General features: G+C 40.9%; 9 protein-coding genes and 1 tRNA gene. 7 read left to right on the top strand and 3 right to left on the bottom strand.

Annotated features, from left to right (window positions below; all coding sequences use genetic code 11):
• Positions 1 to 326 precede the first annotated feature (326 nt).
• Both OCU48_RS04245 and OCU48_RS04240 read left to right on the top strand, forming a co-directional pair.
• Positions 327 to 3,557, top strand: a complete 3,231-nt coding sequence (locus tag OCU48_RS04245) for a glycoside hydrolase family 3 protein (RefSeq protein WP_244312210.1) — start codon at positions 327 to 329, stop codon at positions 3,555 to 3,557.
• 263 nt (positions 3,558 to 3,820) lie between these two features.
• A complete protein-coding gene (locus OCU48_RS04240; protein WP_141343869.1) occupies positions 3,821 to 4,432 on the top strand; it encodes a CAP domain-containing protein in 612 nt (203 codons plus the stop codon).
• Positions 4,433 to 4,575: 143 nt separating this feature from the next.
• On the opposite strand, the gene OCU48_RS04235 is transcribed toward OCU48_RS04240, so the two are convergent.
• The gene (locus tag OCU48_RS04235; RefSeq protein WP_141343868.1) at positions 4,576 to 6,237 is read right to left on the bottom strand and encodes an MFS transporter; all 1,662 of its coding nucleotides are present in this window, start codon (positions 6,235 to 6,237) and stop codon (positions 4,576 to 4,578) included.
• A gap of 150 nt (positions 6,238 to 6,387) precedes the next feature.
• Here OCU48_RS04235 and OCU48_RS04230 point away from each other — a divergent pair, with 150 nt between their 5' ends.
• Complete coding sequence (locus tag OCU48_RS04230; RefSeq protein WP_141343867.1) at positions 6,388 to 7,290, top strand: LysR family transcriptional regulator; 903 nt, start codon at positions 6,388 to 6,390, stop codon at positions 7,288 to 7,290.
• Between the two features lie 64 nt (positions 7,291 to 7,354).
• Here the strand turns inward: OCU48_RS04230 and OCU48_RS04225 are convergent, their stop codons facing one another.
• The gene (locus tag OCU48_RS04225) at positions 7,355 to 8,389 is read right to left on the bottom strand and encodes a linear amide C-N hydrolase (protein WP_141343866.1); all 1,035 of its coding nucleotides are present in this window, start codon (positions 8,387 to 8,389) and stop codon (positions 7,355 to 7,357) included.
• Between the two features lie 220 nt (positions 8,390 to 8,609).
• On the opposite strand from OCU48_RS04225, the gene OCU48_RS04220 reads away from it, so the two are divergent.
• The 3 genes from OCU48_RS04220 (at position 8,610) to OCU48_RS04210 (ending at position 11,644) form a co-directional block, all read left to right on the top strand.
• Complete coding sequence (locus OCU48_RS04220; RefSeq protein ID WP_141343865.1) at positions 8,610 to 9,425, top strand: hypothetical protein; 816 nt, start codon at positions 8,610 to 8,612, stop codon at positions 9,423 to 9,425.
• Between the two features lie 102 nt (positions 9,426 to 9,527).
• The gene (locus tag OCU48_RS04215; RefSeq protein WP_167496143.1) at positions 9,528 to 11,180 is read left to right on the top strand and encodes an MFS transporter; all 1,653 of its coding nucleotides are present in this window, start codon (positions 9,528 to 9,530) and stop codon (positions 11,178 to 11,180) included.
• A complete protein-coding gene (locus tag OCU48_RS04210) occupies positions 11,177 to 11,644 on the top strand; it encodes an Lrp/AsnC family transcriptional regulator (RefSeq protein WP_141343863.1) in 468 nt (155 codons plus the stop codon). The genes OCU48_RS04215 and OCU48_RS04210 overlap by 4 nt, the downstream gene beginning before the upstream one ends.
• A gap of 584 nt (positions 11,645 to 12,228) precedes the next feature.
• Here OCU48_RS04210 and OCU48_RS04205 read toward each other — a convergent pair.
• Positions 12,229 to 12,305 (bottom strand) — tRNA-Arg (locus OCU48_RS04205).
• 200 nt (positions 12,306 to 12,505) lie between these two features.
• Here OCU48_RS04205 and folD point away from each other — a divergent pair.
• Positions 12,506 to 13,360 (top strand): bifunctional methylenetetrahydrofolate dehydrogenase/methenyltetrahydrofolate cyclohydrolase FolD, encoded by an 855-nt coding sequence (folD, locus tag OCU48_RS04200; protein WP_141270993.1) that lies wholly within the window; start codon positions 12,506 to 12,508, stop codon positions 13,358 to 13,360.
• The last annotated feature ends 46 nt before the right edge of the window (positions 13,361 to 13,406 follow it).

Raw genomic sequence — 13,406 nt, 5'->3', positions numbered from 1 at the left:
CCGACATACCCGGCAATTCGCTACCGCACTTATTACCGCAACCCACTTACAATTGTTTTGAGTAACTCGTCTTGTAAGCGCTTACATAATTAATAATAAATAACTAGGTTTCATGTCATATTTTGACAGATTCTGTCACTCGAACCTTCACTAAACCCAGCTCACTCACACTTCAAAATAATCATACAAGTCAATAGCTTACAAGTTGAGTTGAGGCACATTTATACAGCTAAGATCACTTTATCATCATGTATAGATCATATGAATGTTACCCCCGCATAGCTATGTTCTACGGATATTATTTAACTCAATGACGAGAACCAATAATGAAAATAAAAATAAACCTTCTTTCCAGCATAATTTCGGCCACATTAGTCTTAGGTTGTTCTTCTTTGGGCGCTAAAGAAAGCGCTTTCACTATTCCCCACTTTGACGAATGGCCTCAAGTAGACAGTATTGTTAAGGCAAACCCTGGCATAGAGAATCGAGTTCAAAAAATTCTGGCTAAAATGACGCTAGAAGAAAAAGTCGGACAAATGGTTCAGCCAGACCTTCGTGAAGTCACCCCAGAAGAAGCTAAAGAATACAAACTAGGTTCTTTGCTAAATGGTGGTGGGGGTTGGCCTAATGACGACAAATACGCTTCGGCTGAAGACTGGGCAAAAGAATCCGATAAATATTGGTTTGCCTTAAAAGAGGCTTATGCAAACCGCGGCTTTGATATCCCTTTCATCTGGGCAACCGATGCAGTTCATGGTCACAACAACGTATTTAAAGCCACGGTGTTCCCTCATAACATTGGCTTGGGTGCTGCGAGAAATCCCGATCTTATTGAAGAGATTGGACGTGCAACAGCGAAAGAAATCGTCGCCACCGGACTTGACTGGACCTTTGCGCCGACCGTTGCATCACCGAGAGATTATCGCTGGGGACGTGTTTATGAAGGTTACTCAGAGGATCCAGAGGTCATCTATGCCTATGCAGGTCGTATGGTTACCGGCTTACAAGGCGGTAAGAACGGTATCAAAACTGACAGCCACGTTATTTCAAACGTAAAACACTGGGTTGGAGACGGTGGCACCCTAGACGGGGTAGACCGTGGTGAAAACCATTACAGCGAAGAGTACCTACGAAACATTCATGCTACCGGGTATTTCTCTGGTCTAAACGCCGGAGCACAAGTGGTCATGAGTTCATTTAACTCATGGCACAATCCCGCTAACTATGATCAAAACGGCACCGGCGAATACAACTATAAAATCCATGGCAGTAAATATCTTCTCAATGATGTACTGAAAGACGAGATGGGATTTGATGGCATCATCGTTACTGACTGGAATGGCCAAGGTGAAATCAACGGCTGTACTGCGGCAAACTGTCCAGAAGCAGTAAACGCAGGCAACGACGTATTCATGGTCACCTCTCGTAATGACTGGCAGTCTTTCTACCACAATGTCATTCAGCAGGTAAAAGATGGCGTTATCCCTATGGAGCGTATTGATGATGCTGTTACCCGTATTCTACGAGTAAAAATGCGTGCGCAACTTTGGGAAAAACCACAGCCATCACTGCGTACGTTTGCTGGCAAGTCGGATATCTTAGGTGCTGATGAACACCGTGCTTTAGCAAGAGAAGCCGTAAGCCAATCTCTGGTTCTATTGAAAAATAACGATAACATCCTGCCACTTTCTACTAATCAAAAATACTTAGTTGTAGGTAGTGCGGCCAACGATATCCAAAAACAAACGGGTGGTTGGACACTCACTTGGCAAGGGACCGAGAACGAAATTGAACGCGATTTCCCTGGCGCTCAAACCATGCTAATGGCATTGCGTGAGCTCGTCGGTGAAGAAAATATCATCACTGATATTAGCCAAGCTAATGAAGATACCACGGCAATTGTGGTATTTGGTGAAGATCCGTATGCAGAGATGTTTGGCGATATTAAGAAAAATCAAACGCTCGAATACGCCACATTGAAGTCCAAGTACGGCGAAGACCTAGAGTTAATTCGAGAGCTGAAACAGCAAGGCAACCCTGTTGTTTCTGTCTTCTACTCTGGCCGCCCGTTGTATGTCAACGAAGAGATCAGCAAGTCAGACGCTTTCGTTGCAGCATGGCTTCCTGGTACAGAAGCTGGCGGTATTACTGATGTGCTTTTTGCTCAAGACAACAAAGGCTTCACAGGATCGTTATCTTACTCATGGCCTAACCTAAAATGTTCAACAACCATCAACCGTCATGCTCCAAATATTGAGGATTATGTGACACCTGAAACAGAGCAAGACATTGAAGGTGAACACAAACCGTTGTTCCCGTACGGTTATGGCTTAACTTACGGCAGCAATAACGACCAAGACTTAGACAACTTACCTCTTGACCCTCGTGAGTTCGGCTGTGGGCAAGACCAACCGGACGATGGTATTGCGACTGAATCTTTGGAAATCTTCGGCCGTGCAAGCTCGGGGGAGTTTGTTGCTAGAATGTCTGGTGATAATACTGGCTGGGCGAGTGTCGATGTCTCTAATGGCTCAGAAACCAGCATTGGAAATCTGACAACTCAACCTATCAACTACCTGCATCAACAAGATGCAATAAATGTTACCTTCTCTGGTGAGGGTGCACGCCAGTTGTACATGCAAACTTACAACGAGCAAGGCGAAGATCGCAACTCATACCTGAATGCGGATTCCACACTGCAATTTGATATTGATGTGAAGAAAGAAGTACCTGATAACTTCATTCTCTCTATGCACTGTGAATGGCCTTGTTTTGGCGAAGTAGAAGTAGGTAAAGTTCTACCAAAACCACTCGCTGATCCGACGCAAAGTAACTGGCAAACCATCAAGATCCCACTGCAATGCCTAGCAGATGCTGGCATGAGTTTCCCAATGCTAAATACGGCATTCCTGCTGTACTCTAATGAGTCTCAAGAATTCGAATTTAACCTAGGTGAAATTCGCTACGTCCCTCGCTCAATTGACCCTGCGGAAGACGCATTGACCTGTGAAGAGTTAGCCGGCGATGTACTACCACCACTTGATCAAGACGTTGTTGATGTTAGCGCGCTTTGGCCAAATCTAAGCGATTACAAAGTGAATACTGACGATTGGCAAGGCATTGAAGGCCATATGACCTACCAAAGATTATCCAATGGTGATCTAAGTGTGGCCTACGATGCAACCAGCCCAGAAAGCTATAAAGGCATTGTATTCGTCAATGGTGATTCTCAAAACCTAGATAATTACCTAGAGGGAGAGTTGAAATTTGAGCTTTACGTTGAAAGCTACGGCACTCCAGCTAATGAAGGTGAGAACGCTACACAAGGCCTTGTTATCAAGATGGAGTCACCTGAAGGTCCTGGAGATGATCTATTGCTACCTCGCGGTGATTATACAATCGGAACGTGGCATTCAGTTTCAGTGCCAATGTCCGCACTAAATACAGGCAGCCTAAATATTCACAACGTGAATACTCCACTAGCTATGCTACCTTCATGGAATGCTAGCCAAGCAGGCTTCAAATTTATGGTGCGAAATATCGAACTGATTAAATAAACTTAACTAACAATCGGTAATAATATCAAAGGTCAGGCCTGTTCTAGGCTTGACCTTTTGTCATTTTATAGACCATAAAACCGCCTAAAAATAATAGTCATCTAAATCAACAGGCTACAGATTGAGCGATTTTTGCAATGTCAAAACAACGCAAGAATCGGGGTTCATATATTGATAAGCGTTATGATTACTTCGTATAGTGCCCGAGATGAGTAATTTTCAATCAGAAGTACAGGTGCTGTACAAGGTAGTTAGGTACAACAATGCGATATACACCCATCATTCTTTTATCCACTCTTTTGCTAGGCTGCGGTTCGGACTCTAGCTCGAAATCGAGTTCCATCACAGAGCCTACGACTCCAAGTTCTAATCCGGAAACTGATGAAAACACTTTGCCTGACAGTGGTAATGAAGGTGGAGAATCAGATCCTGTAAATGATAGTGGCGATACCCCATCCAATGACTTCGCAACCATGATGCTAAACGCAGTCAACCAAGCACGCTCAACAGAGCAAAACTGTGGTGGAACCATAATGTCGGCAGTACCAGAATTAAAATGGAACTACGATTTAGAAGAGGCGGCTTTTCGACATTCCGCTGATATGGCCAATGCTGACTTCATGGATCATACGGGATCGGATGGCAGTACTCCCGCCGAACGCGTTGCTGATACAGGTTATTCCGCTAATGCATGGGCAGAAAATGTCGCTGCTGGCCAAAAAACTATCGACGATGTGATGAACTCATGGATGGGTAGCTCAGGTCACTGTCAAAATATAATGAGTAACAATGTCACTGAGATGGGCGCTAGCACTGTAGAGAACCCAGATGCTCAATATGGCATTTATTGGACTCAGGTATTTGCCAACCGCTAATGATGATTTCCTCATTCAGCTTCGATCTACTTCCAGTGTCGAAGTTAGTTAGAAGTGTCAAAATCATTAACAAAGACGCTTATCATCTATAAAAAAACCCAATATCCGTGAGAATATTGGGTTTCAATTAGCAATTCTACCTACTAAGCTTCTTGAGTTTTATACTCTTCACTTTCAGTAGCAGCCTCATCTTCTTTATTGATCATCAAAGAACGATTTGGAAGAAAGCGAGTCGCAAACAACATCAATAAGAATGACAATGCGACTGAGTAGAGTGCTGAGCGATTAGACTCTACACGAGATACAGCGTTAATTGCATGCAGTGTAGCCATATCCTCTGCCACAACTTTATCTGCCATTAATGATTCAAAAGCATCGTCACCGAGGAAGTTAATACTTGGCATCTGCTCGATAACTTGCTTAGTTTCACTTGTAATGGCATTTGACGCTTTTACTTCTGATTTGAAACCATTAGACATGGTTAGAAGCATGGTCACACCCATAATAGCGATACCAATTGCGTATCCTACATTTCTAGCAGCAGCTTGAATACCACCTGATTGCTGTGCATCTTTCTCATTAAGTGCATCAGTTACAATGATTGAGCATTGCGTTGCCATTAAGCCACAAGCAACACCCATCAAAATAGCGCCAGAAATAAGCAAAGGTAGAGAATATCCATCGCTGTAAAGACCAGCGGATAGAATAATTGCAGCTAAAGCACCAAATGATAAACCTAGTGTACAAACAAGTCGTGTTGATAAGTGATTTAGTCGTTGTGGGACAATAATCGAGGTAATGACGGTGCCTACTGCCAATGAAACACCAATGATTGCTCCAGCCATTGCTCCTGAGCCACCGATAATTTGCATATGAGGAACCAAAACTACCGCTGGTGTTGCAAAACCAATCCAGAACGCTCCACCAAGAATAAGACCTACGATAACTTGTTTATTAGTTACAATCGCTTTCGGCAATAAGCAGTTTCCGTATTTAGATTCAAACTTACCTTCCCAAACATAAAGTGCTGTCAGCACCACCAAGCCAAGAGCAATCATTAATGGCGCAGGGCTGATGCCAAAGATACTTACTTCTGTAATTGGAGCCCAAAGGCCTAGTTCAGGGATTTTCAATGCGCCGATAATAAAGAGCACCAAACCAATACCACACAATACAATACCGATCGTATCAATTTTAGGCTTCGTGGTGACTACCAGTTCATCAAGTTTGAAAGAAGCAGCCAGAACGCCAACAAAGTAAACCGCCATTGCAAGCATCGCAGCGCTTAATCCAAAAGAATCAATGAGCAAACCTGCCATCAGTGGCATCGCTGCAGATGCAACTCCGCTAGCTGCGGCAACACCACCAAACGCGATAGCTTGATCTTTGCCTTGATAAGTACCTGCAATAATGCCGAGAACTGCAGGGATGGCTAAGCTCGCCCCCAAGCCAGCCATAACTCGCGCTCCAAATATGAAGGTTTCAATATTCGGGGCAAATGCGCCACATATTTCTGCTGTGATTAAAAGACAAATACCGATACGAAAGGATTTTACCCAGCCAAAAACTAAGCCGAGTAAACCACCTGCGATCATAAATGCGCCAGTCATCAGACTATACATCGCATTACTTAGTTGAACATCACTCATAGTAGCCCCTAGGCCGTTGATGAGTTCGCTCGCTGCAATACCAACAACAGCATTGTCTCCGCTAGTACCTACTTGTGCAGCACACAGTACCAAAAGGACGAGCCATTTGGCCTGCCCTGATGATTGTTCACCTTTCGAGGTGTTTATATTCTTCATGATTATTCCCAGAGGTAGTTAATTACAAAACTTTAGTAGGATTCTATATCTGAGATCACGTTTGAGAAATATTGCATTGCTTATAATGGGTATGATTAATTGATAATAAGTAAAATTACTTAATATAACGACTAAGTTAATAGGAACATCATGAATGACAAATTAATACGTACTTGTATGTCCAATGATATGGGGATGTTAATCCCTCTGTATATATTATTACAGGAATGTCATGTGACTAAAGCAGCAAATCGCCTTAATATAAGTCAGTCTAGCATGAGCCAGTATTTATCTAAGATCAGGAAATCTTTTAACGACAAAATTTTAGTTAGAAATGGTAATGAAATGGTCTTAACTCCTGCTGCTGAAAAAATCCTTCCAGAGTTGGAAGTTATTTTTGCAGCTATGGATAACATCTATCATATAAAAGACTTCACACCTGGTGAAGTGAAGAGAAAGTTTGTTATTGCAGCAAGCGATATGAATAAACATCTCAGTAAAAGATTTGTAACATGGACTAGTGAGCATATAAATCAATACGAAGTAGAGCTTGTCCCTAGGACTCGACATATATTTGATGAACTTTCAAATGGACAAGTTGATTTTATTATTGGTAATTTTTCAGAAATACCACAACACTATCATGTTCGTAAATTGAGCCGTATCCGTTATAGGCTGTACGATAGCACATCAAATCCAATAATTAATGATTTAAATAATGAAATCAGCGCATTAGCTAAGAAAAACTTTATTACATTGTCAGGTATTGGAGAAGCAGAGAAGATAGCTGAGAAACTCTTTACTACTCTGAATCTCAAGAGAAATATAGCATTCGCCGCATCAACACTAGATCAAGTAAAAGATGGGATTATTGACCATGATTTATTAGGGTTCTTGCCCGATGTTTATAGCTCTTGTGATGGTATCTATAGTGTGAGTGAAAGCTTAACATTTGAAGTTGATATATGCCTATATTGGCACCCTAAAATGCATAACGATCCAGAACATATTTGGATGAGAGAAGAGATATATAAAATAGCTCAGGTAGACTAATGTGCTAGCTTAGTAGCTAAAAGCAGCGTACACACTTATACGCTGCTTAAGTTAAGTTTGTAGCTTAGATTTCGTGACTTAAGTCTTTGAACTCTAGAGTAGTATTCAAGTAATTCATAGAGCGGATACCCGGAGTATCAAAGTCAATTTCGTTTGTATCAAACTTCAACCAAGAGTTTGTACCGTAATGACTTTGGAAGAATACACCTGTAGAGTTCGAAGCAATATGACGCCAAGCACAAATGTTTGATACATCAGCATCAATACCAAAACCCTTGCCATTGTATTTGATTGAGCCGCTTGTGACGGTGGCTTTGTTTGACAACTGGATGGCTTCAACCATACCCTCATCCCAGTTTTTCGGTGTTACTTGATTCGAGTAAAATGCCGCACGAACAAAACGACCTGCTGCTGTGTCATCGCCAGGCAAGCCTAACGTCCCACTGCCTGCACCTAGAGGCATGATTGTTTCACCCTCTCTAAACTCAGTAGTCAAATATCCTTTATTACTAATATTTGTATAATTACGAAGGTTAGCTAAATGCCAATCAAACGTTGGTGCGTTTGCTAGTGTGCCGTATGGATTATCGTAAAGTTTCATCTCGCCGCCAACAAATTCGATAACAAGGCAGTAACCTAGTTTATCGTAAACAGCAAAATGTATAGGTTGAGAAACATTACCAAATTCTGGAATTTTCTGGTCGCAAACTTTAATTTTTGATAATGCAGCTTTCACTTCCTCAACATATTCAAATTGTGAAGATACGAAATCGATTAAGTGAACATACGTGATGAAGTTACCGTTATCTTCTTCAGAAACTGCCATGTACTCAGTGAAATCTGGAAGATATAAACCTGTGACAGATAAACCTTTTTCGTTCATTGCACCATGAAAACGCTCTGTTGGGCCCAATGAATTTCCTACAACACCATATTTACCCACCCAACTCATTGCTTCCAGTCCGTCAGGGCCTTCAGACTTATATTGGTGACCTCTTGGAGCAACAAGCATTCTAGATCCTGCTGCAGTAAATAATTCCATATTCATGATATGGAAGTATTTATTATCCTCTGTTCTCACTTGAAATGTAGTACACATAATTGCCTCTAAGTTAATAAATGGTTAACATAATGTCGTTTTTCGTAATGAGAATAATATATATTTATAATTTAAATCTGGATATAGACATAAACTAATAGCCATTATTACCAACAAATAATATGGATATTATAAATACTAATAACGGCTATTATCCTATTTGCATGGTTAATTGAGTTAATATCTGCGGACAAAATTAATATAACCACAAGGTTTTACAATGAAAACAAAACTATTGACTTTAGGTTCCCTACTTTTTTCTTTTTCCGTATATAGTGCAGAAGACTTAAATCCAGATACTCCAGATCCAGGTGACCATTCAAAAGTTTCAAATATGTTTGAAGCTACATATGGTATTAAGGGCGTTGGGGATGAGAATTTAAATCACTTACAACTTGCGATTCAGCAATCTGGTCAGTTTGACAACGGTCACTACTTTCTAGGTAAAGCAGAAATCAAAGCAGATGAGGTCATTAAAAATAGTCAGGGTGACACTGATTTCGAGGTAACTGAATTTAGAGCAAGATACTTTCAATTAGCACAATTTGATTCAGAACGATTCCCAGTTGCTGGTATTAGTCTTGATTACATCGAACGCGGGATGCAAGACGACGTCACAGAACGTATGTTTGCTCTAGGAGCAGTTACAAGAACAGTAACTCCGCTTGAAAACTGGCTATTATTTCCTTATGTGATGGCAGTTTACGCACAAAATGACGACAACTATCTATACCCAGGGTTTGCAGACAAAAATGGCTGGGGTGTTCAATTTAATGTTCTAAACACGTTCTATTTAAATAAAAATGGTGCCAACTTTCAGCTCAACCCGTATTTTACAAGTTTAGATTTCGGTGGGGATCTTGGGACGGTAAACTCCTTGCTGGTTGAATACTCTCTACAATCACCAATTTCTGACAATAAAAAGCATTGGCTTCAATTTACCTACAACCAATACTTTTCAGACGCTAATACAACAACATTTGAACACAATCGCGATGACGCTGAGCTTTTGCTTACCTATAACTACTTTTTCTAGGTCATAAGCTAATGTGACACGCTAGGATCTGACGTGCAGATGTGCAACTTGAAACACCAAAACAAACGGGATGTTGGGTGTTTCTTCTTGAGAATATGTTCTATGAACACCGAAAGCTTAAAAAAGAGCAATCCCGAACAGATACGAAATTGGTTAAGTATAGTTATTTTAATGCTTGCCCAAACAATTATTGTCCTAGACAACGCCACTCTAATTATCTCCGCAGATTCATTAGTAAAAGAGCTTTCTTTTACACTACCCCAGCTCCAAGTGACCAATGCCATTTATCCTATGATTGGTGCAACCTTTATGATTGCAGGAGGGATGCTCGGTTTAATCATTGGTTGGCGAAAACAAATACAACTAGGAATGCTCATACTAATTCTTAGTTCTATATGGGCCTCTACTGCTAATAATATTATGGGATTTACATTTGGTGCGCGTATTCTTGCTGGCATTGGTGGAAGTCTGTTAATTCCAGCTGTATTTGGCTACTGTACCGCCTTCTTTAAAGGTAAGAAACAGGCTATCGCGTTTGGCTTAATTTCTGGGAGTATTGGTTTAACTGGAATGCTATCACCCATATTATTGGGAGGGCTAATTGATCAATACAGTTTCCGCGCTGCATATACGCTCATTTCTCTGTTTACTTTAATTGTGCTAATGCTTTCTTTCACCTTAGAGAAAGGCGGAAAGAATGGAGAGGTTCTATTTGATATAAAGGGAATGGTCATTATATCAATCGCTCTTTTATCTACAATAACAGCTTTATTGAATATCAACACTTGGGGGTTTGTAAAAGCAAGTAGCAACACTAACTTATTTGGACTATCTCCAGTTATCTTTCTCTTATTACTTGGCGCAGCAGCGTTCAAATACTTCTTCCAATGGGAAAGCTTTCTAGATCGCACGGGCCGAAATGCACTTTTCCCTGCCGGATTAAGGCAAAATAAAAGAGTATGGTTCGGCATGTTTTTTTGTGCAATGACCTATGCGTTATATCCAACGATGGGTTTTATTACAGTAACTTACCTACAGTTTTCAAACGAATTTAATGCTCAACAAGCTGGGATAGTTGTTGGTCTTAATGCATTAGGGATGATTGTTGGATCGATTCTAGCACCTACTATTCTTTACAGTCGCTCAACAAAAGCAATAATGTCATATGCCAATATTCTATGTTTTATCGGCGTTGTGCTTATGCTAATCGCTTATCAACAAAGCGGTGTAACAAATAGCATATACATTGCAAACATCCTCTTCGGTTTAGGATGTGGTTTATATGCTGCACATAGTCCATTAATTATTACAAGTTCAGTGGACCAAGACGATGCCGAACAATCCAGTGGGATCCAATCTACATCTCGCAACTTGGGTAAAGCAATAGGCCTTGCGATTATGGGGGCAGTTCTAACTCTTGCACATTCTTATTCTTTCAAAGTTAATACTATAGATTCAAAAAATCTATCAAACAGCACACAACAAATGATTTTGTCCGAGGATACAATTCCATTTACACATCAACAACACTTAATAAATGTAATGGAAGATCTAGAAATCCACAATAATGAACAAGATACTATCAAAAATATCGCAATATCGGGTCGTTTGGACGCCATACGATTTACTCTTTGCGCTTTCGTTATTTTAATTATTTTTAGTCAAATTATGACTCTATTGATGCCATCTATACGCGATAAGAAAAATTATGGTCATGACTTAGACGATATAAATAATGAGAGACACGCCTTATGAGCGCAACACATTCACTTGACAGTTTCGACAGAGAAATACTTGCTACATTACAGGAAGATAATAAGACCCCACTTCGTATTCTTTCAGATAAAATGTGCCTATCAACAGCATCTGTGCAACGAAGAATCAAGAAATTGGAAGACGCTGGCATTATTTCTGCCAATACCGCAGTTGTTTCCCCAGAGAAAATTGGACTAAGCATTACCATTATTGTTGAAGTGCACATCGAAAAATCTAGTATGTCAGATATTCAAGAATTAAAAGAAAGCTTTTCTGGGCCAGCAATTCAACAATGTTATTATGTGGCCGGAGAAGCCGATTTCATACTAATCCTTTCGGTATCAACAATGAAGGAGTATGAAAACATCAGTAAAGAAATATTCTGTAATAATAAGAGCGTAAAATGGTTTAAAACTATTGTTGCTATAGATAGAGTAAAAGCAACATTGCATCAATCAACCTAAGCTTAAAAATCAACTTACTCTCAATGTAGAATGTGACTGAACCGATGTAACTCCCATTAACTTGGCACAGTTGCGGAGTTATAAGCATGGAAGTGTTCTTGAGACCTCTCACAGTCAGCAAAGTCCGCGCTACTGATCTTAAGGTTTATGACCCGTACCAGAAATATCGGACACCAAATTAAGCGAGTAAAATCACTAACGAGGTGAATCCATATCCATTAAGAAAACAAAAAGGCACGGTACTCTTGGGCATCTAAGTCCCACTAATCTTGAGAAACAAAAATTCGCTTAACTGAGTGTTCAGTGTTGCTGGTACAGATCAGTTTGAAATTGACCCTGCTATCGCACAAGCTCAAAATACCCGCCTGAAATTCCAATAAAACAGTTTATATTTTTTCACTTTCGAATCTTATATACGATCACGACGACAATTTTTCTCTCATGTACCTAGGTCGCTGGTTTGGAAGGCGCTTTATATTTTAAGGTTTTACTAGCCAATGACTAACTAGACTAAGAACTAGACTATTTCTGTCAAAAACGAAAAAGGCCTGACAACTTAAAAAGTCGTCAGGCCTTATAGAATGTGGCGCGCCCTGTAGGATTCGAACCTACGACCACATCCTTAGAAGGGACGTGCTCTATCCAGCTGAGCTAAGGGCGCGCTATGGGGAAGGATTATACGAGTTGAGATTCAATGGTCAACGGCTTTATTGCACATTATGATCTAAGTGCTGAAAAAAAAGTCAGTGGTAGGCATTGTGGATATAAAATACCCGACGCAAACGTTTGCTATGTAGCAAAACTGTTTCGTTTCTGCGACAATGCGCCAAAATGTTGAACCGCCTTAACTTAGGGATCGTCATGACTGCTCAAAACATTGATGGAAAACTGATTTCTCAAACCGTTCGTTCTGAAGTTTCAGCTAGAGTAAAAGCTCGTACTGAAGCTGGATTACGTGCACCTGGTCTAGCTGTTGTTCTTGTGGGGCAAGATCCTGCATCTCAAGTTTATGTCGGCAGTAAGCGCCGTGCTTGCGATGAGGTTGGCTTTGTTTCTAAGTCGTTTGACCTGCCGTCCACAGCGACAGCACAAGAATTGTTAGATCTGATTGACCAGCTTAATGCTGATAATGAAATCGATGGCATCTTGGTTCAGCTACCACTTCCAGCGGGTATCGACTCTACTGAAATTCTTGAGCGTATCACGCCAGAAAAAGACGTGGATGGCTTCCACCCTTATAATGTAGGTCGCCTTGCACAGCGTATGCCTAAGCTTCGCTCTTGCACACCTAAAGGTATTATAACGCTTCTAGAGCGTTACAACGTACCAACACACGGTAAGCATGCGGTTATTGTCGGTGCTTCAAACATTGTTGGCCGCCCTATGACGCTTGAGCTTCTGCTAGCCGGTTGCACCACGACCACCTGCCATCGTTTTACTAAAGACCTAGAGAGTCACGTTCGTCAGGCTGATGTGCTTGTGGTTGCAGTAGGTAAGCCTAACTTTATTCCGGGTAACTGGGTAAAAGAGGGAGCAATCGTGATTGATGTAGGTATTAACCGCCTAGATAATGGCAAACTAATTGGTGATGTTGAGTATGACGTTGCACGTGAGAGAGCAAGTCTTATTACTCCGGTGCCGGGTGGCGTTGGCCCAATGACAGTAGCAAGTTTAATTGAAAATACTATGATTGCCTGCGAGCAGTTTGGTAAATAGGCTCCCTACAGCACATACATTATGAAAAGAGCGAGGTTTATCCTCG

Source organism: Vibrio inusitatus (assembly GCA_024346935.1).
Lineage (GTDB): Bacteria > Pseudomonadota > Gammaproteobacteria > Enterobacterales > Vibrionaceae > Vibrio > Vibrio inusitatus.
This window is presented reverse-complemented; position numbering and strand designations above follow the sequence as displayed.